The sequence below is a fragment of the Streptomyces sp. bgisy159 genome, assembly GCF_965341775.1.
Classification (GTDB): domain Bacteria; phylum Actinomycetota; class Actinomycetes; order Streptomycetales; family Streptomycetaceae; genus Streptomyces.
The window spans coordinates 111,978-136,629 of record NZ_CBDQZH010000017.1; the positions used below are offsets into that span (position 1 = coordinate 111,978).

The window sequence follows — 24,652 nt, forward strand, 5'->3', positions numbered from 1 at the left end:
ACAATTGCATGCGCGTGCATCGAATGCAAGTGCATTTAATTCGCGTGCAATGAACTCGGTGCTCTGCTACGGTGCCCGGCATGGCGGCGACGAAGGGCGACCAGCAGGCGCTGGTGCGGCAGTGGCGGGACTTGCTCGCGCTGCACGCGCGCACCCAGTGCGAACTCGACCGGGCCCTCGGCGGGCACGGGCTGTGTGCCAGCGACTTCGAGGTGCTCGACGTCCTCGCCGACGACGACGAGGACCCGTGTGTCGGCTACCGGGTGCAGGAGATCGCCGAGGACATCCACCTCAGCCAGAGCGCCCTGTCCCGTCTCGTGGCCCGCCTGGAGAAGGACGGCCTGGTCGAGCGACGCATGTGTCCGGAGGACCGGCGCGGGGTACGGGTGGCCCTCACTGCCAAGGGGCGCGCGCTGCACGGCGAGGTGCTGCCGGTGCAGCGCGCGGTGCTGGGGCGGATGCTGACCCGGGCCGAGGGCTGACCCTCGGCCGCCCCCGGCGGCTCAGCCTCAGGTGATCCCGGACGTCTCACGCCACAGCTCGGCCAGGGAGGCGTCACCGGTCACCGCGGGAAACGGCGCGCGGTTCCACAGCGCCAGGTACAACTCGGCCGCGGGGCCCGCCACTTCGCAGTCGGCCTTCCCCGCGCCGGTCCGCTCGGTCACCGGCGGTTCCGGCGACAGGCGCACGGTCCACACGGCGCCGTCGGTGTCCGTGGCCCGCACCCGCAGCACCCGGGGCGTCTCGCTGCGGACGCGGCTCTTGGGGCGGGCGTGGAAGGCGCACAGCAGCTCGTCGATGCCGTCGGCGGCGAACGCGCTGTCCACGGCGTCGAGTTCGCCGAGCGCCGACTGGGCGTCGACGCGGTGCACGGCCGTCTCGTGCGCCTGCCGCCGGGCCCAGAAGGCCAGCGGGGACGGAGCCGGCAGGAAGGACCAGCACGCGGTGTCGGTCGGCGCGGCGGTGAGGGCCTCCACGAGCGCGCCGTGCCCCGCGCGGAACCAGTCCAGCAGTTCGATGCCGTCCAGCTCGGGCGGGTCGTCGGCGGCGTAAGGCGCGGTGCGGCGCTCGGCGACGAAGGAGGTCGCCCACCGGTGCACCATGCCCGTGTGCCGCAGCAGATCCCTGACCTGCCAGTCGGGGCAGGTCGGCATCTTGGCGTCGGCCCCGGCCCGTTCGGCGGCGTCGGCCAGCAGCCGCCCCTCACGGTCGAGAACACGAACGTACACGTCAGTCTCCATGCGTGGAGTCTGCCGGACAGGGCGGGCCCGAGGGGAGACGGGTCTCAGGGGGTGGAAGCGCGGGCACGCGTGCCGGCTCGGTAAGGAAGAATCGCGCACCCCCGCTGACTTGGTGTTTTACAGTTGCCTCTGGCAGAGCCGACGACTGTGGGACCTGTGAGGTAAATCCGAATCATGGCGACCGAAACGTTTGAGTTCCAGGTAGAGGCCCGTCAGCTGCTCCAGCTGATGATCCACTCGGTCTACTCGAACAAGGATGTGTTCCTGCGCGAGCTGATCTCCAACGCCTCCGACGCGCTGGACAAGCTGCGCCTGGCCGCGCTGCGCGACGACGGGCTGGGTGCCGACACCTCCGACCTGCACATCACGATCGAGGCCGACCAGGAGGCCCGCACCCTCACCGTGCGGGACAACGGCATCGGGATGTCGTACGACGAGGTCGGCAAGCTCATCGGCACCATCGCCAACTCCGGCACCGCGCAGTTCCTGCAGGAGCTCAAGGAGGCCAAGGAGGCCAAGGACGCCGCCGGGGCCGAGGGACTCATCGGCCAGTTCGGCGTCGGCTTCTACTCGGGCTTCATGGTGGCCGACGAGATGACCCTGGTGACCCGCAGGGCGGGCGAGGCCCAGGGCACCCGCTGGTCCTCGCGCGGCGAGGGCACGTACACCCTGGAGAGCGTCGAGGACGCCCCGCAGGGCACGTCCGTCACCCTCCACCTGAAACCGGCCGACCCCGAGAACCAGCTCCACGACTACACCAGCCCCTGGACGATCCGGCAGATCGTCAAGCGGTACTCCGACTTCATCACCTGGCCGATCAGGATGACGCCGGAATCCGGCGAGGGGGAGGAGACTCCCGGACCCGAGACGCTGAACTCGATGAAGGCACTGTGGGCGCGCTCGCGCGACGAGGTGTCCGACGACGAGTACCACGAGCTGTACAAGCACGTCAGCCACGACTGGCGGGAACCGCTGGAGACCGTCCGGCTGCAGGCGGAGGGCACCTTCGAGTACCAGGCGCTGCTGTTCCTCCCCGCGCACGCCCCGCACGACCTGTTCACCCAGGGCTACCGCCGCGGCCTGCAGCTGTACGTCAAGCGCGTGCTCATCATGGACGACTGCGAGGCGCTGATGCCGCCCTACCTGCGGTTCGTCAAGGGTGTCGTCGACGCGCAGGACCTCTCGCTCAACGTGTCGCGCGAGATCCTCCAGCAGGACCGGCACATCCGGATGATCCAGCGCCGGCTGACCAAGAAGGTCCTCGCCACGGTGAAGGACCTCAAGGCGAACGACACCGAGAAGTACACCGCCTTCTGGCGGGAGTTCGGGGCCGTGCTCAAGGAGGGTCTGGTCACCGACCCCGACAACCGCGACGCGCTCCTCGCGGTCGCGTCCTTCGCCAGCACCCGCTTTGACGACGAGCCGACCACCCTCCAGCAGTACGTGGAGCGGATGGAGGACGGCCAGGACGCCGTCTACTACATGACCGGCGAGTCCCGGCAGAGCATCGAGAACTCCCCCCACATGGAGGCCTTCCGGGCCAAGGGCATCGAGGTCCTGCTGCTCACCGACCCCGTCGACGAGGTCTGGGCCGAGGCGATCGGCGAGTTCGACGGCAAGCCGCTGCGATCGGTCGCCAAGGGGGAGATCGACCTCGGCGGGCAGAACGACGGGCAGGGTGACGCGGAACGCGAGAAGCGCGACGAGGAGTACGCGGACCTGCTCGGCTGGATGAAGGAGCGGCTCGGCGAGGAGGTCAAGGACGTACGGCTGTCCTCGCGGCTCACCGTCTCCCCCGCGTGCGTGGTCTCCGACGCCCACGACCTCACCCCGGCGCTGGAGAGCATGTACCGCGCGATGGGCCAGGAGGTGCCGACCGCCAAGCGGATCCTCGAACTCAACCCCGAGCACCGCTTGGTGCGCGGCCTCAACAAGGCCTACCGGGAGCGCGACGACCACACGGACCTCGCCCCCACCGCCGAACTCCTCCACGACCTCGCGGTCCTCGCCGAGGGAGGCCGCCCCACCGACCCGGGCCGCTTCGTGAAGCTGGTGGCGGAGCGCCTGGAGGCGGACCTGTAACAGCCCGACGGGTGCCGTCGGCGACGGCACCCGTCCACGAGCGGTCCCGGTGCCGCGGCGGGCGACGTCGGCCCGTCGAGGAGCGGCGAACGCCGCCCGCTGCGTCCCTCAGGCGACGACCACCCTGATCCCCGTCTCCTCGAAGCGGCGCAGCACCGCGGGGTCGGCCGCCGTGTCCGTGACCAGGGTGTCCACCGTGTCCGCCGCGCAGATGCGGGCGAAGGCGCGCCGTCCGAGCTTGGTGGAGTCGGCGGCCAGGACGACGCGTTCGGCGCGTTCGCACAGGGCCCGGTTGACCGCAGCCTCCGACTCGTCGTGCGCGGCCGCGCCGTGCACGACGTCGAAGGAGACCACACCGAGCACGGCCACGTCGAGGGTGATCTGTCCCAGCACCCCGTCGGCCAGCGGACCCACCAGCTCGTACGACTGGGCCCGTGCCACCCCGCCGGTCACCACGATCTTGAACTGGGGCCGTACCGCCAGCTCGCCCGCGATGTTCAGCGCGTTGGTGACGATGGTCAGCGCGGGCGAGCCGGCCCCCAGGTCGTCGCGCAGGGCGAGGGCACGGGCCACCTCGGTGGTGGTGGTGCCGCCGGTGAGCCCCACTGCCTCGCCCGGCATGATCAGCGCCGCCACCGCCCGCGCGATCCGCTGTTTCTCGGGGGCGCGCCGGGCGGCCTTGTAGCGCAGGGGCAGCTCGTAGGACACGCCGTGCGCGACGGCGCCGCCCCGCGTGCGCACCAGCATTCGCTGCTCGGCGAGCCGGTCGAAGTCGCGCCGGATCGTGGCCGCCGACACCGCCAGCTCGGCGGCGGCCTCCTCGACGTCCAGCCGGCCGCGCTCGCCGAGCAGCTCCAGCAGCGTCTTCCAGCGGGCGTCCCGCGCCATCGACGACCCCTCCGTCCGGCATCCGTCTCGGTGTCCGCAGCGACCCTATCCGAGCCCTGATGCTTGAAACTGCGCGAAACTCAGCCCTATCGTGCAGGAACGAGCATCTCGCGTCGGGGAGGAACACGGCATGACGCATGTCGAGGACGAACTGACCAGCCAGCCGGAGTGCTGGAACCGGGCCGCCGCGACGGCCGCCGACCCGGTGACCGCCCGGGTGCTGCCCGCCCCCGGCGAGCGGGTCGCCGTCGTCGGCTGCGGCACCTCCTTCTTCATGGCACGGTCCGCGGCGGCCCTGCGCGAGGCGTCCGGCCAGGGCGAGACCGACGCCTTCGCCGCCTCGGAGTTTCCCCACGGCCGCGCCTACGACCGGGTCCTCGCCCTCACCCGCTCCGGCACCACCACCGAGGTGCTCGGCCTCCTCGCCCGACTGCGCGGACACACCCCCACCACCGCGATCACCGCCGACCCCGACACCCCCGTCCGCGCCGCGGCCGACGACCTCGTCGTCCTCGACCACGCCGACGAACGATCCGTCGTCCAGACCCGGTTCGCGACCACCGCCCTCACCCTGCTCCGCGCCCACCTCGGTCTGCACACCGGCGCCGCCGTCGCCGACGCCCGCACCGCGCTCACCGCCCCGCTGCCCGAAGGGCTCCTGGACTGCGAGCAGTTCACCTTCCTCGGCCGGGGCTGGACGACCGGGCTGGCCGAGGAGGCCGCGCTCAAGCTGCGCGAGGCGTCACGGTCCTGGGCCGAGGCGTACCCGGCCATGGAGTACCGGCACGGCCCGATCAGCATCGCCGGACCCGGCCGGGCCGTGTGGATGCTGGGCGAGGCGCCCGACGGACTTCCCGGTCAGGTCCGCGCCACCGGCGCACGGTGGGTCGCCGGCCGACTGGACCCGCTCGCCGAACTGGTCCGCGTCCAGCGGCTCGCCGTCGCCCTGGCCGCCGCCCGCGGCCTCGACCCGGACCACCCGCGCCACCTCACCCGCTCGGTGATCCTGGCCCCCGGCACTCCCTGACATCCCCCACGCTGCCGAGGTCCACCCCCTCGCCCCCGAACGTCAGGAGCCACCGTGCCGCTCGCCACCACAGGGGAACTCGTCACCCGTGCCGCCCGCGACCGCAGGGCCGTCGCCGCCTTCAACATCGTCACCCTGGAGCACATCGAGGCCGTCGTCGCGGGCGCCGAGTCGGCCGGTGCGCCCGTCGTCCTCCAGGTCAGCGAGAACGCCGTCCGCTTCCGCCGAGGCAGGGTCCTCCCGCTCGCCCGCGCCGCCACGGCCGCCGCCGAACGGGCCGCCGTCCCCGTCGCCCTGCACCTCGACCACGTCCGCAGCGACCGGCTGCTGCGCCAGGCCGCGGACGCCGGGTTCAGCTCCGTGATGTACGACGCCTCCCGCCTTCCCTACCGCGACAACCTCGCCGCCACCCGCGCGGCCGTCGACTGGGCGCACGCCCGAGGACTGTGGATCGAGGCGGAGCTCGGGCGGATCGACGGCAAGCGGAGCGACGGCGAGCCTCCCCGCGACCCGCACGCCCCCGGCGCCCGCACCGACCCGGTCGAGGCCCGGGCGTTCGTCGCGCACTGTGGCGTCGACGCGCTGGCCGTCGCCATCGGCAGCGTCCACGCGATGACCACCCGCACCGCCACGCTCGACCACGCCCTGCTCGAACGGCTCGACTCGGCCCTGACGGTGCCCCTCGTACTGCACGGCTCCTCCGGCCTGCCCGACGCGGAACTCACCGCCGCCGTCGCCGGCGGCATCGCCAAGGTGAACATCGGCACCGCGCTCAACCTCGCCCTGACGAACGCGATCCGCGCGTACCTCGACGCACACCCCGAGGCGGTCGACTCCCGGGACTACCTCGACGTCGGACGGGCGGCGATGGCCGCCGCGGCGACCCGGCTGATCAGGGTCCTCACGCCCGCTTGACGGCCCGCAGCACCACGAACTTCGCGTCGGACGCGACCAGTTCGCTGTTGCCGAACAGCCGGCGCAGCTTCACGTGATACGCCAGGTGCCGGTTGCCGATCACGTACAGCTCGCCGCCCGGCCGCAGTGCCCGCCGCGCCCCGGTGAACATCCGCCAGGAGGTGGCGTCCGATGTGGCCTGGTGCGAGTGGAAGGGCGGGTTGTTCAGCACGACGTCCACACTGCCGTCCGGCACCCCCGCCAGCCCGTCCCCGACGCGGAACTCCGCTCGCCCCGGGCTCCCGTTGGCCTCGTACGTCGCCTCCGCCGAGGCCACCGCCTGGAACGACTCGTCGGTGAACAGCACGTCGGCCCCCGGGTTGGCCAGCGCCACCGCCGTACCCACGATCCCGTTGCCGCAGCCCAGGTCAACCACCCGGCGCACGCCCCTGGTCAGCGGCAGATGGGTCAGGAAGAAGCGGGTGCCGATGTCGAGCCGGTCGGCGCAGAACACCCCCGCGTGGTTGACCACCGGCCGCCCGGAGACCGCTCCCACCCCCTCCGGCAGGTCGTACCGGTGCGGCCACGGATTGGCGGGCCTGGCCTGCTCCGGATCCGGAGTGCAGAAGATCAGCCGGGCCTTCTGCCGGGCCAGGGAGGTGCGCGTCGGCCCGAGGATCCGCTCGAAGAGCCGCAGCGTCGAGGTGTGGATCTCCTTCACCATGCCGGTACCGATGACGACGGTGTCCGTGTGCACGGCCGGCGCCAGCCGCAGCAACTGGTCCTCCAGCAGCGCCAGGCTCTTGGGCACCCGCACCAGCAGCACGTCGACCCGCGCGGGCGGCGGGTCCTGGGTCGTCAGCAGCCGGACCGCGCCGGGTGCGGCGCCGGCACGTGCCAGGTTGGCCCGGGTCGCCTCCTGTCCCAGATGGGAGTCGGTGATCTGCGTCGGCCGGAACCGCGCGAGTGCCGTGACCAGTGCGCCCCAGCGGTCCCCGAGCGCCACGACCGCCCCCGACAGCGGCACGCCTTCCTCCGCCAGATGCCGGAGCAGATACGCGTCCGAGGCGTCCCAGGCGCGCAGCCGATCGCGGGGGTCCTCGGGGAAGCGGGCCAGGGAGAACTCGCCCCACGGCGTCGTCATACGGTCGTCCACCGGGTCAAGGCTAGCCGAGCCGCAGCTCAGGGGCGGTGGGGGAGGTGGGTGGGGGGATGGGCGACCCGGGGCAGCCTCTTCCCGGCCCGGCCCGGCCCGACTGCCTCGCCCGCCGCGCGGTCACCGACACGCTCGGACCGCGGGCGGCCACGACACCGCCGTACGGCGTCGCGCTGATCAACTGCTACGACGGGGGACACCCGCGGGGAGAGGCACCGCGACGCCGAGGAGCGGTCCGACGCGCCCGCGGTGCCCCTCGGCTTCGGTGAGACCCGCGTCTTGCGGTTCGGCGTCATCCGGGTCCTCGGGTTCGGCGTCATCCGGGTCTTCCTGTTCGGCGTCATCCGCGTCCTCGGGTTCGGTGGCACCCGCGTCTTCGGTCCGGTGACACCCGCGTCCTCGGGTTCGGCGCCCCCGGCGGGTGAGCGGCCTGACCGGCGGCACCGCCGTGGAGCGGATCATGGGAGACTCGCCCTCATGAGCGGCATGGCGGACCCCCGGTCGGCGGGGGAAGGGACCACCTCGAAGACGCGGCTGGACCGGGGACGCGCAGCGCTCGGCCCCGCCTTGCAGCTCGTGCACACCGGGCGGGCGCCCACCCGCGCCGTCCTCACCGCCGAACTCGGTGTCACCCGCGCCACCGCCGGCGCGGTCGCCGCCGAGCTGGAGGCGCTCGGGCTGATCCGGGTCGACGCCCGGCCCACCGCCGCCGCCGGCTCCCAGGGCCGGCCCTCGCACCGGCTGGACATCGCCGACGACGGCCCGGTCGTGCTGGCCGCTCAGGTGCACGCCGACGGGTTCCGTGCCGCGCTGGTCGGTCTGGGTGGGCGGATCGTGGCGACGACCCCGAGCTGCGAGGCAGTGGACGCCGACCCGGCCAAGGTCCTGGGCACGGTCGTCGACGCCGCGGCCGACCTGCTGCGCGCCACCGGGCGGCGCTGCACGGGCGCCGGGCTCGCCGTGCCGAGCGCGGTCGCCGAACCGGAGGGCCTGGCCCTCAACCCGCTGCACCTGGCCTGGCCGGTGGGGGCGCCGGTACGGGAGATCTTCGCCGAGCGAGTGCACGCGGCCGGTGTCACCGGGCCGACCTTCGTCGGCAACGACGTCAACCTGGCCGCGCTCGCCGAGCACCGGCACGGCGCCGGGCGAGGCGCCCGCGACCTGCTGTGCGTGGCCACCGGGCACCGGGGCGTCGGCGGGGCGCTCGTCCTCGACGGGCGCCTGCACACCGGCAGTTCGGGGCTGGCCCTCGAAGTGGGCCACCTCACGGTCAATTCCGAGGGCCGCCCCTGCCACTGCGGCAGCCGCGGCTGCCTGGACGTCGAGGCAGACCCGCTGGCCCTGCTCACCACCGCCGGACGGCAACCCGGGCCCGAGGGCTCCCTGCTGCACCAGGCCGACCAGCTGATCCGCGAGGAGTACGCCGACCCGGTGGTGCGCACCGCCGTCGAGGCCCTGATCGACCGGCTGGGCCTGGGCCTGGCCGGGCTGGTGAACATCCTGAACCCCGACCGGATCATCCTCGGCGGACTGCACCGCACCCTGCTGGACGCCGATCCGGACCGGCTCCGCGCCGTCGTGGCCGACCGCAGCCTGTGGGGCCGCAGCGGGGGTGTGCCCATCCTCGCCTGCTCCCTGAACCACAACAGCCTCGTCGGCGCGGCCGAGCTGGCCTGGCAGCCCGTCCTGGACGACCCGCTCGGGGCGCTGGCGAGCTGACGGACCGCGGGGGCCCGGTTCCGCACCCCGTCCGTCCACCGCCAGGTCGGCGCCGGCCGGCCACCTGGACGAGGCCGGCGCGCACCCCGGACGTGCCGATCCCCTGGGTCAGTTCGGCCACGAACACCTCGGCGAGCCGCCGGCGCGGCCCCCGCAGGGCCGCCCCGTTGTAGTGCGCTGCCTCGTGCAGACCCGTCGCGGCCACCACGTGCACGCCCGACTCCCGTGCCGGCGGCGGCAGATGCGCGGCCCGCCGCCCCATCCCGTACGGCGTCCACTACACCAGGGCCGCCCCGCTCTCCGCCCGGAAGGCGGCCGGTGCCGCCCGCGCGTCGGCCACCGCGGCCGGCTCCTGCCCGGCACCCGCGGACTGCTGAGGAACAGATGGTCGTGGGTGTCGCGGAGACCCCACCGTCCGGGCGGCAGGCCGCCGAGCACCCTACGGACGGCGGGCGGTCACCACTGGCGCCCCCGGGGCAGACCCGGGCGCCCCGGCGCGGACAGGTGCAGCACCTGGAACAGATCGCCCTCGGCCTTCGGGGCGTCGTGCTCCCACAGCGAGAACTGCACGACCAGCCAGCGCCCGGTGTCCACGGCCGCCGCGGCCAGGACCGCTCCGTCCTCCCGTGCCAGCCGCCCGGTCTCGGCCACCACCTCGGCCACGACGTCCGCGAGTGCCGGCCCGTCCGGCACCGGCCGCAGCCGCCGTACCGCGAACCGCGCGTCCGCGCCGGCGGCCGTCCCCTCCTCGTACGCCAGCCCGGACCACTGCCGGGCGGCGGGACGCCCGAAGTCGTCGGCCACCCCCTGGAAGCCGCCGCCCCACAGGAACGCGTTCATGCCCGCCACGGTGCGCCACAGGTAGAACGGGGCGTACTGGTTGACCGGCGAGCCGTGCACGCCGCGTTCCCGGACCAGGTAGGCCTTGAGGCCGAGGCCGTCCCACCGGTCGAGCAGATGCCCCTTGCCGGCCACCCGTCGGCGGATGACGTCCATGTCGTAATCGGCGGGCAGGGTGATCTCGTACTGCAGGGCGTGCAACAGGGCCTCCCCAGGGCTCAGCGGGTGGGACGGAGCAGGGCGAGCAGCCCCCGGACAGCGGCGTCGAAGGCGGCCGGCGAGCGCGACGCGCGGGCCAGGACGTATCCGCCCTGCACGGTGGCGACGATCGTCGCGGCGATCTCCTCCCCGTCCAGGCCGGGGCCGAACTGTCCCTGCTCCACGCCCTCTTCGACGAGGCCGGCCAGCCGCTCGCGCAGCCAGTCCAGGGTCTCGTCGACCGGGGCACGCAGCTCGTCGTCGGCGATCACGTCCGGGTCCATGGTCAGCCGTCCCACGGGGCAGCCGCGCAGCACGTCACGCTCGCGCAGCAGGTACGCCCGGATCCGGTCGTACGGGGTGCCCTCGCCGTCGAGTACGGCACCGGCGGCGGCGCGCATCTGCTCGGCCGTGCGGCGGATCGCGGCCGACGCCAGATCTGGCTTGCCCTTGAAGTGGTGGTACATGCTGCCCTGGCCGGCGCCGGCGCGCTCCAGGATCGCCTTGGGGCTCGTGCCCACGTAGCCGCGCTCCCAGAGCAGTTCGCGGGTGGACTCGATCAGTCGCTCGGCGGTGCTCATGAAGACAGTGTACATACTAGTAGTTACAAGCGTCCGGCTCGCACGGGAGCGAGCCCCGGACCCTGGCGTACTCCGCCCGTGGTACCGGCACTGCCGCCGGTCGTACGACGACTGCGGCCCCCTGTCCGCGCGAGTCTCGAAGGGTCACCGAGGAAACCACCAGGGAGATGACCGAGATGCAGACCCTCGCGCACTGGGACGGCGGACCCGGCCCGTGGATCCTGTTCTTCCCGCTGATCTGGGCGGCCGTCGTCGTCGGCGCCGTCACTCTGCTGCGCCGCACCGTGTGGCGCGGCCGCCGCGGCCCGTGGGGCGTCGGCCCCGGCCCCCGCCCGTCGGGGGACTCGCCCCTCGCCGTGCTCGGGCGGCGCTTCGCCTCCGGTGAGATCGACGAGGACGAGTACTGGCGGCGACTGTCCGTCCTGGACGAGCAGTTCGGCCGCGCCGGCCACGGGGGAGCGATGTGACCGCGCCGGGGCGTCGCGCGGTGCGCCGGCGCCACGCGCCCGGGCGGGGATCCGCCCGGGCGCGTCGGCGGTCTCCGCCGACCGGCCGGCCCGCCGTTCGACGGCAGGCAGCCGAGGGCGGTCTCACCGCCCGGTCAGCCGGCGACGGCGGACCGGGCGGGAGCTTTGGCCGGCCGATGGACGTCGACCTGCTCGACGTCCGGGAACCGGACCGCCGTGGTCTCCGCCGTCGTACGGCGAGGCAGTCGCGCCGGCCGGGCCGGTGCCGAGGTGGTGGTCGGCAGAGTGAACCAGACCACCTTCCCGGACTCGCCGTCCGGGCGGGCGCCCCAGCTCTCGCTGACCGCGGCCACCATGGCGAGCCCGCGCCCGCGGGTGGCGAGCGCGTCGCCGTCCGCGGTGTCCTCCACGACCGGAAGCCGTGGATCGTGGTCCCGCACCGAGACGGTGAGCCGGTCGAGCAGCAGCTCCATCTCCACGACGCATGTCTTGTCGGACCGGGCGTGCCGGTGGACGTTGGTCAACAACTCGGTCACACCGAGCGCGGCCCGGTCTATCAGGGGATCAAGATGCCAGTAGCGCAACTGCGCCGATACGATTCTGCGGACCTGGCCGATCCGCGACGGCAGAGCTTGGAGCTCCACCGCGCAGTGCCTGCTTGGGTTGCTGATCACGGCTGCGACTCCCCGACGTGAGGTCCGGAAGAACACGGAGTTCGGATCGATCCAGCAGGGGCCCTGCACCAAGCGGTCGCCTGCTGTCGTGGCCGGCGGGCTGGTTCGCAGCGTTATCGCCGGTAAACCCAGAGTGACGTGACAACAGCGTGCCGCAGGAGGGTCCCGACCGCAACTCGCGTCCCTCGCGTCACTCCCGCCGCGCGAGCCGTCAACGACCGCCTCCCGCGGCCCGCCGCACGGCCTCGACGAACCGGCGCGCCGCGGCCGGCCCGGGCTCGCCCGGCGCGGGTTCGTCCTCGCCCAGCGTCAGCAGGTACCGGTGGCCCGCGAGGTCGGCCACCGCCCGGTCCTCCGGGACGAACCAGGGCCGGGAGGCGCGCACCGCCCGCGCCGGGGCGCTGTCGATCTCGATGCCGCGACTGTCCAGCAACTCCACCCGGCCGCCGCTGATCCGGATCTGCCCCGCCCTGGTGAGCGAGCGCAGTCGCCGCCCGATCCGCACGCCCGTCGCCGTGAACTCCGGCTCCGCCATGCCGCCCAGCCCCCTTGTGCCTCGTGGTGCCCCGTGCGCGGTGCCGGCTCCCCGCTGGACCGGAGACCGGCTCCTGCCGTGATCGCGTGTGCGCCCCCGTGCGGTGCAGTCTGCCCCCGCCCGACGGCGAGCACCAGTGCGTGCGCCGGCTCGGCCGGATCCGTTCGGAGCACTCACCCGAATGCGCCCCTTCGATGTGCCGTACAGCCGTCCCCGGGGGTTCCCCAGGGCTGGCTTTGAGCCGCCCAAAGAGGCGTTTATGCAGGTGGGGAGGCGTGCGGAAGGTGCTTATGATCGGTGCGTCGGCCGCGCCTGGTGCGCCGTCGGCACGCAGCGTAAGGAGCCCCGCCGTGCCCACCCACCAGCAGACCCGTTCCGGCGCCACCCTCGACGTCGACCACACCGATCCCACCTACCGCGACTGGCTGAAAGAGGCCGTCCGCAAGGTTCAGGCCGACGCCAACCGCTCGGCCGACACCCATCTGCTGCGCTTCCCGCTGCCGGAGCACTGGGGCATCGACCTCTACCTCAAGGACGAGTCGACCCACCCGACCGGCAGCCTCAAGCACCGGCTCGCCCGGTCCCTGTTCCTCTACGGCCTGTGCAACGGCTGGATCCGGCCGGACCGCCCGGTCATCGAGGCGTCCAGCGGCTCGACCGCCGTCTCGGAGGCGTACTTCGCCAAGCTGATCGGCGTGCCCTTCGTCGCGGTCATGCCGCGCACGACGAGCGCCGAGAAGATCCGCCTGATCGAGTTCCACGGCGGCCGGTGCCACTTCGTGGACGACTCGCGCCGGATGTACGAGGAGTCCGCCCGCCTCGCGACGGAGACCGGCGGCCACTACATGGACCAGTTCACCTACGCCGAACGGGCCACGGACTGGCGCGGCAACAACAACATCGCCGAGTCGATCTTCCGCCAGCTGGAGCTGGAACGGTTCCCCGAACCGGCCTGGATCGTCGCCACGGCCGGCACCGGCGGCACCTCCGCCACCCTCGCCCGCTACGTGCACTACATGCAGTACGACACCCGCATCTGCGTCGCCGACCCGGAGAACTCCTGCTTCTTCGAGGGCTGGACGACCGGCGACCCCGAGGTCACCTGCGACTGCGGCTCCCGCATCGAGGGCATCGGCCGCCCCCGCATGGAACCCAGCTTCGTGCCCGGCGCCATCGACCGGATGATGAAGGTGCCCGACGCGGCCAGCGTCGCCGCCGTACGGGCCCTGGAGCGCACCATCGGCCGCAAGGCGGGCGGCTCCACCGGCACCGGCCTGTGGAGCGCCCTGAAGATCGTCGCCGAGATGGTCGCGGCGGGACGGCGGGGCAGTGTGGTCACGCTCCTGTGCGACCCGGGCGACCGCTACCTGGACAAGTACTACTCGGACGCGTGGCTGCGCGAACAGGGCCTGGACATCGCGCCGTACACGGCGGCGATCGAGTCGCTGCTGGAGACGGGCGTGTGGTCGGCGGACCGCGCGTAGCGCCTCCCGTACGACGGGGGCGGACGGTGCTCACCCGCTCGGCAGCCGCCGGTCCAGCGCCGTCACCGCTTCCCGGAAGGCCCGCCCCAGCCCGGGCCGGGCCAACCGCAGCGCCGCCCGGAACGCCCTCGAACCGTCCGCCGCGAACGTCCACCGCACCCGCGACCCCCGGCCCGCGGCATCGATCCGCCACTCCTCGACCAGGGCCCGCGCACCGGGCGCGTTGGTGACGTCCACCCGGTACGCGTACACCTCGGGCCGCGTGGCCACCAGGACGGTCTCCTCGAACCGGGTGCCGCCGCGCAGCCAGACCTCGCGCCCGCCTGCCGTCGGCCGGGCCCTGCGCACCGCCGGGAACCAGTCGGCCCACCCGGCGACGTCCTCCGCGAGCGCCCGGAACACCGCCTCGGGCCCGGCACGCACCTCCCGGGCGAACACCAGGCGTACGGGCGCGGACTCGACGAAGTCCAGCCCCACCGGGCGCAGACCGCGGGCCATGGTGACGCCACCCCCTTCGACGACGGGCGGCGTCACCCTAGCCGAAGCCCCGTCAGATGTCTGTACCGTCGTCGGGCTCGCCCGCCACCACCACCCGCAGATGGTCGGAGATCTCGGCGCGCGCCTCCGCGGCCAGCCCCGCGTCCGTCACCAGCGTGTCGACCTGGTCCAGCGTCGCGAAGGAACTCAGCCCCACCACACCCCACTTGGTGTGGTCCGCGACCACCACCACCCGGCGCGCCGACTGCACCAGCCGCCGGTTGGTCTCCGCCTCCGCGAGGTTCGGCGTGGACAGCCCGGCGTCCGGCGATATGCCGTGCACCCCGAGGAACAGCACGTCGAAGTGGAGCGTCGCGATCGCCTGGTCGGCCACCGGGCCCACCAGCGAGTCGGACGGTGTGCGCACCCCGCCGGTCAGCACGACCGTCGCCGCGCCCTGCCGCGGCCCGGAGGTGCGCTGTGCCAGGTGGAAGACGTCGGCGACCCGTACCGAGTTGGTCACGACGGTCAGGTCCGCCACGTCCACCAGCTGGTGGGCCAGCGCGTACGTGGTCGTACCGCCCGACAGTGCGATCGCGCTGCCCGGGGACACCAGCGCGGCGGCCGCACGCGCGATGTCCTCCTTGGCACTCTGCTCCAGGCCCGACTTGGCCTCGAACCCCGGCTCGTGGGTGCTCGCCTCCACGACCGGAACCGCGCCGCCGTGCACCTTCTCCAGCACGCCCTGCCGGGCCAGCGCGTCCAGGTCGCGGCGGACCGTCATGTCCGACACGCTGAGTTTGCGCGTCAGTTCGTTGACGCGGACACCACCACGCCGCCGGACCTCGTCCAGGATCAGGGCGCGACGCTGCTCGGCGAGGAGGTTCTGATTCTCACTCACGTACGCTCCGGTCCTCTCGCCTCAAGCCGATACCCTCCGTCCGACACGGTCGCGCACCCGCGGCGACGAGGACGTCCCCGGTCGGGCGCGTGCGGGCGTCCCATCCTCGCACGGCGGGGTGCGGGACGCGCCACCACCCACCCGACGCGCGCATGTCACCTCCGGGGCTGTCCGGGGCGCACGCCGGGCACGCCGCGGGCCTGCCCCGGACACACGGCGGCCCGATCCTCGGGGGAGATTCGGTGACAACGGGTGTGGAGCGCGCCCCGAGCGGAGATCCTGTGCCCGCACGGAGACATCCGCCCGCGCGTCACGGGGGAAGTGCGTATCAGTGGAACGTGTCCTGACCGACGGGGCCGCGAGCCCCGACCGCCCCACCGGATCCCGAGCCGCCCTGGAACTCCTCGTCCACGGGGTGGGCGGCGCCACGCCCGAGAAGATGCTCAACGATCCGCGCACCGTGCGGATCACCGGCGACGACACGGCCGCCGTCCACCGGCGCGCCGACGACGTCGACGCCGAGTACGGCCCCGCGGGCCGCCGCGACCGGCCCGTCCCCGAGGCCTACGTCTGGTCCAACCTCACCTCCGGCAACGGCACCCGCGCCCTGTGGCTTGTGCTGCTGCCCTTCATGGTCGTCAACCTCGCCCACTGGATGCGCCCCGCCACCGAAGGGCGCGTCCGCCTCGTGCGGGTGTACGGACTGCTGGTCCGGCTCGCGGCGCTCAGCCTGACGGTGCTGCTCGTCGCCGCCGCCTGCGAGGTCGCCCTGGACCTCACCGCCTGGCAGTGCGCGGGCACGCGCGCGTGCGCCGCGCGCCACACCTGGCTCGGCTTCCTGTCGCCCGCCTCCTCCCGCGACGGCTGGTGGAGTCTGCCCGGCCGCCGGCTCGCCCTCGCCGCGCTGGTTCCGGCGGCCCTCACCGGACTGCTGTGGTTCCTCTCGCACCGCACCTGGCGGGCGTACGAGTCCCAGGAGCCGCTGGCACGCGCGCCCGAACCGGTCGACCGGCTCAGCCCGACCGCCCTGAGTCGTCCGGGGTTCTGGTACGGGCGCCGCCTGGTGGCGCGGCTGCGCGCCGCCCACACCTCGGCCGGGCTGCTCACGGTGGCCGCCGCCGTCGCCACGGCGGCCGCGCGCGAGGACCGCAGCCCCGGGGGCCCGGCGCTGCTCGACACCCTCGGCTGGCTGCTGCTCGGCGGGCTGGGCGGCGGCGGCCTCGCCGTCCTGTGGGCGGTGTGCCGCCGAGGCCGCAGCGAACACCGGCTGGACCGGGCGCTGGACCGGCACCTGGTCCGTGGCCTGCCGTCGGCCGCCCTGCTGCTGCTCGTCCTCACCCTGGTGTACGCCGGCTGGTCCCGCCCCGGGTGGCAGTCGGCGGACCGGCTGCCCGGGGACGTCACCTTCGGCGCCATCGCCCTGGTCCAGGGCTTACTGGTGCTCGCCCTCGCCGTGGTGGCCCGCGTCCTGCACCGCGGCTCCACCGCGCCCACCGGAACGCCGGCCCCCGGGACCACCTCGCACCAGTGCGTCCCGCCGGCACCGGACACGGACCCCGGCCGACGGCACCCCGGGAGGCTCGACGGCCCTCCACTGGACGCCGTACCCGGCCAGGCCGGGCCTGCGGGCGTGGAGACGCGCGGAGCGGGCTCACCTGGCGGGCGTTCCAGGTCGGCGGTCCCGGGGGACGAGACGGTCCGCCGGGCAGGAACGGACGGCGCGGGCGTACAGCCGACGGGCTCGATGGACCAGGAGCGGCAACTGCCACGAGGAGACGAGCAGCCTCGACGGGGGACCCGGGCGAGTGAGGGTGCAGCCCCGCCGACCGGCCGCACGCGGGCCGCCGACCCGGACGCCGAGGGCGGGCCGCGCATCGAGGAGGCCCCGGACGCCGAGGAGACTCCGGACACCGAGGAGGCTCCGGGCGCCGAGGGTGAGCGTGACGCCGGTGCCGTCGACCGGGCCGCCCTGCGCGGGCTCGCCGGTCCCGCCGTCGTCATGCTGGCGTGCGCGCTGGGCGGGTTGATGTCCGGTGGTGTGGCCCAGCGGGTCGGCGACTGGCTGGACGGCACCGGAGGGTCGACGCCCGGCCCCCCGGTGATGCTGACCTGGCAGGCCTCGGTGATCCCGGCCGTCCTCCTGGTGCTGCTGGCACTGACCGCGCTGCTCGGCCGCCGCGCCTGGCTGCTGGCCCGCGCCGAGCGGGCCGCCGTGATCCGGGACTACTCGCTCCGGCAGGGTGACACCGCCCGCACCGGGGCCATCGCCCGCGCCCGCGCGATGGCCACACTCACCGACCGCGCGCCCCTGGTCGTCGCCGTCACCGCCGCCGCCACCCTGCTCCTCGGCGCCGGCGCCCTCGTGGGCTCATGGCTGAGCGGCAGAACCCCCATCGGGGCCACCGAGGACGCCTACCCCTTCGTCCACGGCGCCGCGCACATCGCACAGGCGCTCGGCTCCTGGCTGATCGGGCTCGGCTTCCTGCTCTTCGTCACCTGGGGCCGCCGCGCCTACAAGGACGCCGCCGCGCGCCGCACCATCGGCATCCTGTGGGACGTCGGCACGTTCTGGCCCCGCGCCGCCCACCCCTTCGCCCCGCCCTGCTACGCCGAACGCGCTGTCCCCGACCTGACCTGGCGGATGGCGACCTGGACCCGGGAGACCGGCGGCCGCCTGGTGATCTCCGGGCACTCCCAGGGCAGCGTGCTCGCGGCGGCCGCCGCCTGGCAGCTGGAACCCGGCGCCCGACGACGCGTCGCCCTGCTCACCTACGGCTCTCCGATCGAGCGCCTCTACGGCCGCTGGTTCCCCGCCCACTTCGGTCCTGTCGCCCTCGCCGCGCTCCACGAGGACGTCGACTGCTGGCGCAATCTGTACCGGCTCACCGACCCGATCGGCGGCCCGGTCCGACTGTGCGGGCACTGCGGTCCCGCGGTCGACCGCCCGCCCCTGCGCGACCCGCTGGAGTACGGCCGTACCGGACGCCACCCGCTGCCCGCACCGCTCCTCGGCCACTCCGACTACCAGGCGGACCCGGCCTTCGCCGAGGAACGGGAGCGTCTGCTGGCCCGGCTGCGCCCCTGAGCCCCCGCCGTCTTCGCGCGGGACGGCGGCCGGCCCGGGGACGTGCCGAGCGGCCCGGCAGCGGAGAGTGCGTTCAGCTCAGCTCCGGCAGGTCCTCCGCGTACAGCAGGGTCAGGTCGTCGGTGCTCGGCTCGGTGACCTGAGCGACCCGGCTCGCGTGGCGCTCCACCATCGCCTCGAAGGTCTGGCGGGCGGTGCGGCCGTTGCCGAAGGCCGGGCCCTTCGGGAGCGCGGTGAAGTACTTCAGCAAGGCCTCCGCCGCACCCGGCGCCAGCCGGTACTCGTGTTCCTCGGCCTGCTGCTCGACGATGCGCAGCAACTCCTCGGGGCCGTAGTCGCCGAAAGTGATCGTGCGGGAGAAACGGGACGCCACCCCGGGGTTCACGGAGAGGAAGCGCTCCATCTCGGCGGTGTACCCGGCGACGATCACCACGACCGCGTCGCGGTGGTCCTCCATCAGCTTCACCAGCGTGTCGATGGCCTCCTTGCCGAAGTCGCGCCCGGCGTCCTCGGGGGAGAGGGCGTACGCCTCGTCGATGAACAGCACACCGCCGCGCGCCCGTTCGAAGGCCTCCTGGGTGCGGATCGCGGTCGAGCCGATGTGCTCGCCGACCAGGTCCACGCGGGACACCTCGACCAGGTGGCCCTTCTCCAGCACGTCGAGCGCGGCGAGGATCTCGCCGTACAGCCGGGCGACCGTCGTCTTGCCGGTGCCGGGGGAGCCCGTGAACACCAGGTGCCGCTTCACGGAGGCGGCCTTCAGCCCCGCCCGCTGCCGACGCCTGCCCACCTCGATCATGTCGATGAGCGCGCGCACCTCGCGCTTGACGCTGTCCAGGCCCACCAGCGCGTCGAGTTCACCGAGGACGTCCTTCGAGGTCCGCACCGGCTGCTCCGGCGCGTCCGCACCCAGAACGGCGGCCGGCGGGTCCGACGCGGTCGGCCGCTGCTCCGGGACGGAACCCAGCAGGCCCGCTGTCACGCCCGCCGTCTCCACGGCCGTCTCCCGCACCGCGGGCACCGGGGTTCTGAGGCCCGCTGACTCGTCGCTGGTGCAGTCCTCCACATCGGGTCCCGCCCCCGGCGCGGTGTCGACGCCGTCCGCGAACTCGTACCCGCCGCGCGCGCAGCGCTCGGTGCGGCACCTCCTCAGCGTCGTACGGCAGCCGTCTATCACGTGGAAGCCGTAGCCGCCGCTGCCCGTCACCCGGCAGTGCAGGAAGCTCCCGCGGCCACCGGCCGACACGTAGAAGCCGGCCTCGGCGGGGGAGTCGACCGTGCACCGCTCGACCGTGGGATCGGCGCCCTTGGTGACGATCACCCCGGTCTGGGTGCCGTCCACGGTGCAGTTGGCGAGGGTGCCGCCGCTGCCGTGGTCGCGGAACCAGGCACCCGTCGCGGCGTCCCGGATGCGGCAGTCGTCGAGCTGGGCGGTCGCGCCGTCGCTCACCGACACCGCGGTGTTGCGCACCTGGAAGAGGTCGCTGTCGACGACATCGGCGCGCGAACCGCGGTCCAGCACGAACAACGCGTCCGGCACGTCGTGCACCCGGCAGGAGTCGAGCACGGCGGTCGCGCCGTCGCTGACCCACACCGCCGGATAGTCCCCGGTGCTGTCGAAGATCTCGCACTGGTTGGCGTCCACGCGGGTGCCCGGGTCCCACACCGACAGGCCGTTGCGCCCGAACTGACGCACCGTCGTGCGGGTCAGGGTCAGCACCGAGCGCGAGCGCAGGTCGATCGCGTTCTCCGGGATGTCGTGGATACGGCAGTCGGCCAGCGTGAGCACCGCGTCGGTGTCGAGGGTGACGCCGTCGGCGGTGGTGCGGTGCACATCGCAGTCGGTGAGGTGCGCGGTGGCCCGGCCGGTCACCTGCACCCCGCTGCCGCGTACCTCGTAGACCTCGCAGCCCACCGCCTCCAGCGCGGAGTTGTCACCGGTCGCGCTCAGGCCCGTACCGGCCGCGTGGTGCACCCGGCAGCGCTCCAGCCGGGGGTGGGCGCCGCCGCGCACCGCGACCCCGGCCTGGCCGGCCGCGAGGACCTCGCACTCCTCGAACACCCCGCCCCCGCCGTCGAGTACGGCGATGCCGACGCCCGCGGGATTGTCCACCGCGCACCGGCGCACCGTCGGCCGCGCCATGCCGCGCACCTCGATGCCGGCCGCCGAACGGGTCACGATCCGGAGGTCCATCAGCTCCGGCGTGCCCTCCTCGACGAGTACCGCGGGCGCCGCCGCGTCCTGGCCCTCGACATGCAGGTCCTGCACCACCGCGGAGGCCCGCACCGTCAGCGGCACCCCGTCCACGGGCGCGATGCGCACCGACCCGGGGGAACCGTCCGGTCCGCGCAGGGTCACCGCCCGCTGCACCACGAGGTTCTCCCGGTAGGTCCCCGGGGCGACGGTCAGGACGTCACCGTCCGCCGCGGCCTCCAGGGCGGCGGCGAGCGACGCGTACTCACCCGTGCGGCGCCGCCACCGCGATGTGCCGGTGTGCGTCACCTGGACCGTGCCCTGTGCCATGGTGTTGCTGTGCCCCCACCTCGTCGTACCGGTTGGCTCGTTCGCCGTCGGGGCGCACCCCGGTGGCTCTCCCTCGTGCGCGGGTCGATGCCGAAAGCCTCGGCCGGTCCACCGTAGCGTGCGCGCGGGCGGTGAGTTGACCAGAGGCGGAAGGCGGTCAGCTGCCGGCGCCGGTCCGGCCCCAGTCCGGGCCCGCCCGCTCCCATGCCTGGTCCCAGCGTTCGTACCGGCGGCGCATCAGGCACCGGACCACGGTGCGCCGGGCCGCCTCGCCGGCGCCGGCGGCGAGGAGCGCGGCGCCGAACCCGGCGAGGACTGCATGGACGGTGGCCGTGGCGGAGTCCAGCGGGCGGGCGGCGACCCGGCCCTGACGGTCGGTCCATATGCGGAACCGGTCACCTGCCCGCGGTCGGGCGATGCCGGTCAGCACCGGCTGCCGGCGCAGGGTGCCGTCGGGGGCGGACCACTCGGCGAGCACCCGCGTGCGGGTGCCGCGTCCGGAGCCGCCGTCGGGGTCCGCCCGGAACGGGGACTCGGCAGTCCGCCGCACCACGGTTGCCGCCACCTCGTGACGGGAGGCGTGCTGCTCGCGCACCGACCGCTGCAGGGCCGCGTATGCCGCCTTGCCGGTCAGGACTCCCGCGACGGGCGCGAGAAGGAGGATGAGCAGGAGCACGGTCAGGGCGGTCCAGGCCTCGACCAGATCCGTCGTACGGCACAGCGGGTTGTGCCGCCAGCGCCTGAGCCCGCCGATCGCCCGCATCGTCCCGCACCCCCTCCCGCTCCGTGACGGCCCCCGCCCGAGCCGCCCGCCCGGGACTCCGGGACGAAGCGGGGGATACCACCGGCTCGCGGGCCCCCTCGCGAACCGCTCACGACCCGCCAACGAGCGGGGGACGCGGCGGGGTTCCCGCCGAGCGGGAGACGAGGGGCCGGGCCGTGCGGGGAGCACGGCGGGGACCTCGCCGGGTGCGGAACTCCGGGCGCGTCGAACGGTTCGGTCAGCCCACGGCCTCGACGGGGTCGCCGATCCGGATGGTGCCGCGGGCCAGCGGGACCAGGTTCTGCCCGAAGACCAGCTTCCCGTCCCGGCGGCGGTGCCGGCCCAGCGTGCGCAGGGGCTCGGCGCCGCGTGCCGCGGTGCCCTGGTCGGTGGTGGTCACCAGGCACCGCCCGCACGGCTTGGCGACCCGGAAGGGCACCGCGCCGATGGTCAGCCGGGTCCACTCGTCCTCGGCCCACGGCTCGGTGCCCGACACGACCACGTTCGGACGGAAGCGGTTCATGGGCAGCGGGCCCTCCTGAGGGTGGTCACCGCCGGCGATGAGCGCGTTGAGGGCCTCCAGGGAGGCGGTGGTGGTGACCAGGAGGGGGAAGCCGTCCGCGAACGAGACGGTCTCACCGGGCAGGGCGTACTCCGGGGCGAGGGGCCGACGCCCCGCGGGATCGTCCATATGGACCAGCCGCACGTCGGCGCCGAGATGGGTGCTGCACCAGGTGTGCGCCGCGGCGCCGGCCGGGACCGCTTCCACCTTGTCGCTGAACAACTCGACGGGAACCGTCTCCCCCGGCTCCGGCACGGCCACGTCCAGCGACGGCAGACCAGGGGCGGACAGCCGGACGCCGCCGCCGGGCAGGGGCTCGGCGGCGGCCAGGGCGAGGCGCGGGTGCCGGCGTTGCGTGACGACCCTTCCCCCGTCGTCGATCAGCGCCCAGCGCCGGTCTCCGGCCAGGCCCCAGGGCTCCACGACGGCCTCCCGGGGTGCCACGCCGCGGGCCGCCTTGACCGGATGGACATGAATCGACAGCAGTCGCGCCTCAGTCATGACGCCATGGTGCCAGGTGGCACCGACGGCGAACGGCCGAGGCTCAGTAGCCGCGGTACTGCTGGTTGTTGTACGGATCCTGGTAGGGCGCCGGACCCGGCCGCGGGGCCGCCGGGCGCATCGCCTCGTACCCCATGCCGGGCATGCCGGCCCGGGGCTGCTGCATCGGGCCGCCCTGCGGGCCGGGATAGCCGCGCGGCGCGGTGGCCTGGGGCGGGATGTAGGCCGCCGCGGGTGCCTGTTGCAGCGGGGCGGGCTGCGGCGCCTGCGGGTACCCGTAGGAGGGGTGGGACGGGGCCGCCGGGAGAGCGGGCAGCGCCGAGGGGAGCGCGGGCAGCGAGCTGCCCGTGTCGTACGCGGCGGGGACCCGGATCGGGGCGATCTGCGGGGTGCCCCGCTCGGCCACGAGCGAGTCGTAGATCGGGGTGTCCGGGAAGGAGGCGGACGAGTAGTAGCCGCCACCATAGGTGGAGCGGGGGGAGGTCATGGCACATAAGTTAAGCCCACGATGTGCTGGTTGGGGAGACCGATAAGAGGGTTGTTTTCCGTGTCGGCAGGGGCTCGGGATCCCCAATGCGAGCGAACTTGGGAAAAAGGGGCAGCGCGCCGGATGTAAATCGTGTAAAGCCCGAGTTCTGGAGGGGTTACCGGCGGTCTGCGCGGTCCGTTGCGACGCCCCCGGTGGGCGTACGCCGCCTCGCGCAATAGGTTGACCATGAAAAGAAGCGAGAGACGCACGAGGGGGCGGACATGTCGATGTCGAAGGGTTCCAACACACCGGTGCCGACCACGGCCCTACGGGTCGAGGTGGGCTGGCGTACCGGACCCGGCGTGCCCGACGCCGACGCCTCCGCGCTGTTGCTGGCCGGACGCAAGGTCCGCTCCGACGCCGACTTCGTCTTCTACAACCAGCCCGCGCACTCCTCCGGGGCGGTCCGCCACGAGGGCAAGCGCACCGCCGGCGGCCAGGTGACCGACACGCTCCTCGTCGACCTCGCGCGCGTGGAGGGCCCTGTCGAGACGGTGGTCCTCGCGGCCTCCGCCGACGGCGGCTCCTTCGGGCAGGTGCCCGGCCTGTACATCGAGGTCCGCGACGCCGCCCGGGGCGACGTCGTCGCCCGGTTCGACAGCACCGGAGCCGGCACCGAGACCGCGTTCGTCCTCGGCGAGTTCTACCGCCGCCAGGGCGCCTGGAAGTTCCGGGCCGTCGGCCAGGGATACGACACCGGGCTGGAGGGACTGGCCACCGACTTCGGGATCACGGTCGACGAGCCGCAGCACACGGCGCCGCCCGCACCCCCGGTCACCATGCCCTCGCCGCCCGCACCCCCCGTCACCATGCCCTCGTCGGCCGCCGCCGCGCCGCCGCCCCCGGCCGCGCCGCCGACCCCGCGGCCCGCAGCGCCGGTACGGCTGACCAAGGTGACGCTCACCAAGGCGGCGCCGTCGGTGTCGCTGACCAAACAGGGCGGCACCTCGGGGGCCCTGCGCGTGAACCTGAACTGGCAGACCCGCAAGCAGTTCTCCGGATGGGGCAGCAAGTTCGGCCGGGCGGTCGCCCTCCACAACGACCTCGATCTCGACCTGTGCGCCCTGTACGAACTCGCCGACGGCCGCAAGGGTGTCGTCCAGGCGCTCGGCAACGCCTTCGGCGCCCTGCACCACCCGCCCTACATCCACCTCGACGGCGACGACCGCACCGGCGCCGTCGCGAGCGGCGAGAACCTCACGGTCAACCTCGACCACCGGGACGCCTTCCGGCGCATCCTCGTCTTCGTCACCGTCTACGAGGGCGCGCGCTCGTTCGCCGACCTGCACGCCACCGTCACCCTGACCCCGCAGCACGGCGCCCCCGTCGACTTCTCGCTCGACGAGTGCACCGTCCCGTCGACCGTGTGCGCGCTCGCCCTGATCACCAACCAGGGCGGCGACCTCGTCGTGCAGCGAGAGGCCCGCTACCTGGTGCCCGAGCGCGGGGTCAGCCCGCAGCGCACGGTGGACCACGCCTACGGCTGGGGCATGAACTGGACCCCCGGCCGCAAGTAGGGCCCGG

At 73.9% G+C, this 24,652-nt stretch carries 22 protein-coding genes and 1 pseudogene; 9 read left to right on the top strand and 14 right to left on the bottom strand.

What is annotated here, in order from left to right; genetic code table 11:
• Nucleotides 1–80: 80 nt before the first annotated feature.
• Complete coding sequence (locus ACSLTV_RS18660) at nt 81–482, top strand: MarR family winged helix-turn-helix transcriptional regulator (protein ID WP_435612501.1); 402 nt, start codon at nt 81–83, stop codon at nt 480–482.
• A 27-nt stretch (nt 483–509) separates the two neighbouring features.
• On the opposite strand, the gene ACSLTV_RS18665 is transcribed toward ACSLTV_RS18660, so the two are convergent.
• Nucleotides 510–1,241, bottom strand: coding sequence for a maleylpyruvate isomerase family mycothiol-dependent enzyme (locus ACSLTV_RS18665; protein ID WP_435612502.1), 732 nt, complete (start codon nt 1,239–1,241; stop codon nt 510–512).
• 174 nt (nt 1,242–1,415) lie between these two features.
• Between ACSLTV_RS18665 and htpG the strand changes: the two genes are divergently transcribed.
• Nucleotides 1,416–3,323 (top strand): molecular chaperone HtpG, encoded by a 1,908-nt coding sequence (gene htpG / locus ACSLTV_RS18670; RefSeq protein ID WP_435612503.1) that lies wholly within the window; start codon nt 1,416–1,418, stop codon nt 3,321–3,323.
• A 108-nt stretch (nt 3,324–3,431) separates the two neighbouring features.
• On the opposite strand, the gene ACSLTV_RS18675 is transcribed toward htpG, so the two are convergent.
• Nucleotides 3,432–4,211, bottom strand: coding sequence for a DeoR/GlpR family DNA-binding transcription regulator (locus tag ACSLTV_RS18675; protein WP_432136188.1), 780 nt, complete (start codon nt 4,209–4,211; stop codon nt 3,432–3,434).
• A gap of 130 nt (nt 4,212–4,341) precedes the next feature.
• Between ACSLTV_RS18675 and ACSLTV_RS18680 the strand changes: the two genes are divergently transcribed.
• Nucleotides 4,342–5,238: an SIS domain-containing protein gene (locus tag ACSLTV_RS18680; RefSeq protein WP_432158535.1), complete on the top strand. Its 897-nt coding sequence runs from the start codon at nt 4,342–4,344 to the stop codon at nt 5,236–5,238.
• Between the two features lie 54 nt (nt 5,239–5,292).
• Entirely contained in the window at nt 5,293–6,153 is an 861-nt protein-coding gene (locus tag ACSLTV_RS18685) for a class II fructose-bisphosphate aldolase (RefSeq protein ID WP_432136190.1), read from the top strand.
• On the opposite strand, the gene ACSLTV_RS18690 is transcribed toward ACSLTV_RS18685, so the two are convergent.
• Complete coding sequence (locus ACSLTV_RS18690) at nt 6,140–7,276, bottom strand: methyltransferase (protein ID WP_435612511.1); 1,137 nt, start codon at nt 7,274–7,276, stop codon at nt 6,140–6,142. The two genes, ACSLTV_RS18685 and ACSLTV_RS18690, sit on opposite strands and share 14 nt — an antisense overlap.
• Before the next feature lie 489 nt (nt 7,277–7,765).
• Between ACSLTV_RS18690 and ACSLTV_RS18695 the strand changes: the two genes are divergently transcribed.
• Nucleotides 7,766–9,007 carry an ROK family protein gene (locus ACSLTV_RS18695; RefSeq protein ID WP_432136191.1) on the top strand — a complete coding sequence of 414 codons (1,242 nt, stop codon included), beginning with the start codon at nt 7,766–7,768 and terminating at the stop codon, nt 9,005–9,007.
• 55 nt (nt 9,008–9,062) lie between these two features.
• Here ACSLTV_RS18695 and ACSLTV_RS18700 read toward each other — a convergent pair.
• From ACSLTV_RS18700 to ACSLTV_RS18710, 3 genes and pseudogenes are all read right to left on the bottom strand, one after another.
• A pseudogene (locus ACSLTV_RS18700) lies at nt 9,063–9,445 on the bottom strand (phosphotriesterase); the annotation flags it as partial.
• An 18-nt stretch (nt 9,446–9,463) separates the two neighbouring features.
• Nucleotides 9,464–10,048 (bottom strand): DUF4865 family protein, encoded by a 585-nt coding sequence (locus ACSLTV_RS18705; protein WP_432136192.1) that lies wholly within the window; start codon nt 10,046–10,048, stop codon nt 9,464–9,466.
• 17 nt (nt 10,049–10,065) lie between these two features.
• Nucleotides 10,066–10,626 carry a TetR/AcrR family transcriptional regulator gene (locus ACSLTV_RS18710; protein WP_432136193.1) on the bottom strand — a complete coding sequence of 187 codons (561 nt, stop codon included), beginning with the start codon at nt 10,624–10,626 and terminating at the stop codon, nt 10,066–10,068.
• A gap of 176 nt (nt 10,627–10,802) precedes the next feature.
• Between ACSLTV_RS18710 and ACSLTV_RS18715 the strand changes: the two genes are divergently transcribed.
• Nucleotides 10,803–11,093: an SHOCT domain-containing protein gene (locus ACSLTV_RS18715; protein WP_432136242.1), complete on the top strand. Its 291-nt coding sequence runs from the start codon at nt 10,803–10,805 to the stop codon at nt 11,091–11,093.
• 134 nt (nt 11,094–11,227) lie between these two features.
• Here ACSLTV_RS18715 and ACSLTV_RS18720 read toward each other — a convergent pair whose 3' ends face one another.
• Entirely contained in the window at nt 11,228–11,767 is a 540-nt protein-coding gene (locus ACSLTV_RS18720) for an ATP-binding protein (protein WP_432136194.1), read from the bottom strand.
• Nucleotides 11,768–11,978: 211 nt separating this feature from the next.
• Complete coding sequence (locus ACSLTV_RS18725) at nt 11,979–12,302, bottom strand: hypothetical protein (protein ID WP_432136195.1); 324 nt, start codon at nt 12,300–12,302, stop codon at nt 11,979–11,981.
• 350 nt (nt 12,303–12,652) lie between these two features.
• Here ACSLTV_RS18725 and ACSLTV_RS18730 point away from each other — a divergent pair, with 350 nt between their 5' ends.
• Entirely contained in the window at nt 12,653–13,786 is a 1,134-nt protein-coding gene (locus ACSLTV_RS18730; RefSeq protein ID WP_432136196.1) for a PLP-dependent cysteine synthase family protein, read from the top strand.
• A 30-nt stretch (nt 13,787–13,816) separates the two neighbouring features.
• Here the strand turns inward: ACSLTV_RS18730 and ACSLTV_RS18735 are convergent, their stop codons facing one another.
• Together ACSLTV_RS18735 and ACSLTV_RS18740 are read right to left on the bottom strand one after the other, a co-directional pair.
• A complete protein-coding gene (locus ACSLTV_RS18735; RefSeq protein WP_432136197.1) occupies nt 13,817–14,284 on the bottom strand; it encodes an SRPBCC family protein in 468 nt (155 codons plus the stop codon).
• 52 nt (nt 14,285–14,336) lie between these two features.
• The gene (locus ACSLTV_RS18740; RefSeq protein ID WP_435612504.1) at nt 14,337–15,164 is read right to left on the bottom strand and encodes a DeoR/GlpR family DNA-binding transcription regulator; all 828 of its coding nucleotides are present in this window, start codon (nt 15,162–15,164) and stop codon (nt 14,337–14,339) included.
• A gap of 439 nt (nt 15,165–15,603) precedes the next feature.
• Between ACSLTV_RS18740 and ACSLTV_RS18745 the strand changes: the two genes are divergently transcribed.
• Entirely contained in the window at nt 15,604–18,249 is a 2,646-nt protein-coding gene (locus ACSLTV_RS18745; protein WP_435612512.1) for a hypothetical protein, read from the top strand.
• Between the two features lie 73 nt (nt 18,250–18,322).
• On the opposite strand, the gene ACSLTV_RS18750 is transcribed toward ACSLTV_RS18745, so the two are convergent.
• The 4 genes from ACSLTV_RS18750 to ACSLTV_RS18765 all read right to left on the bottom strand — a co-directional run bounded on the left by ACSLTV_RS18750 (nt 18,323) and on the right by ACSLTV_RS18765 (nt 23,086).
• Nucleotides 18,323–20,773 carry a right-handed parallel beta-helix repeat-containing protein gene (locus ACSLTV_RS18750; RefSeq protein ID WP_432136199.1) on the bottom strand — a complete coding sequence of 817 codons (2,451 nt, stop codon included), beginning with the start codon at nt 20,771–20,773 and terminating at the stop codon, nt 18,323–18,325.
• 157 nt (nt 20,774–20,930) lie between these two features.
• Complete coding sequence (locus ACSLTV_RS18755; protein WP_435612505.1) at nt 20,931–21,536, bottom strand: Rv1733c family protein; 606 nt, start codon at nt 21,534–21,536, stop codon at nt 20,931–20,933.
• A gap of 238 nt (nt 21,537–21,774) precedes the next feature.
• Complete coding sequence (locus tag ACSLTV_RS18760; protein WP_432136201.1) at nt 21,775–22,599, bottom strand: MOSC domain-containing protein; 825 nt, start codon at nt 22,597–22,599, stop codon at nt 21,775–21,777.
• Between the two features lie 43 nt (nt 22,600–22,642).
• On the bottom strand, nt 22,643–23,086 hold the full coding sequence (locus ACSLTV_RS18765; RefSeq protein WP_435612506.1) for a DUF6643 family protein: 444 nt from the start codon (nt 23,084–23,086) through the stop codon (nt 22,643–22,645).
• A gap of 263 nt (nt 23,087–23,349) precedes the next feature.
• Between ACSLTV_RS18765 and ACSLTV_RS18770 the strand changes: the two genes are divergently transcribed.
• Nucleotides 23,350–24,645 (top strand): TerD family protein, encoded by a 1,296-nt coding sequence (locus tag ACSLTV_RS18770; protein WP_432158542.1) that lies wholly within the window; start codon nt 23,350–23,352, stop codon nt 24,643–24,645.
• Nucleotides 24,646–24,652 lie beyond the last annotated feature (7 nt).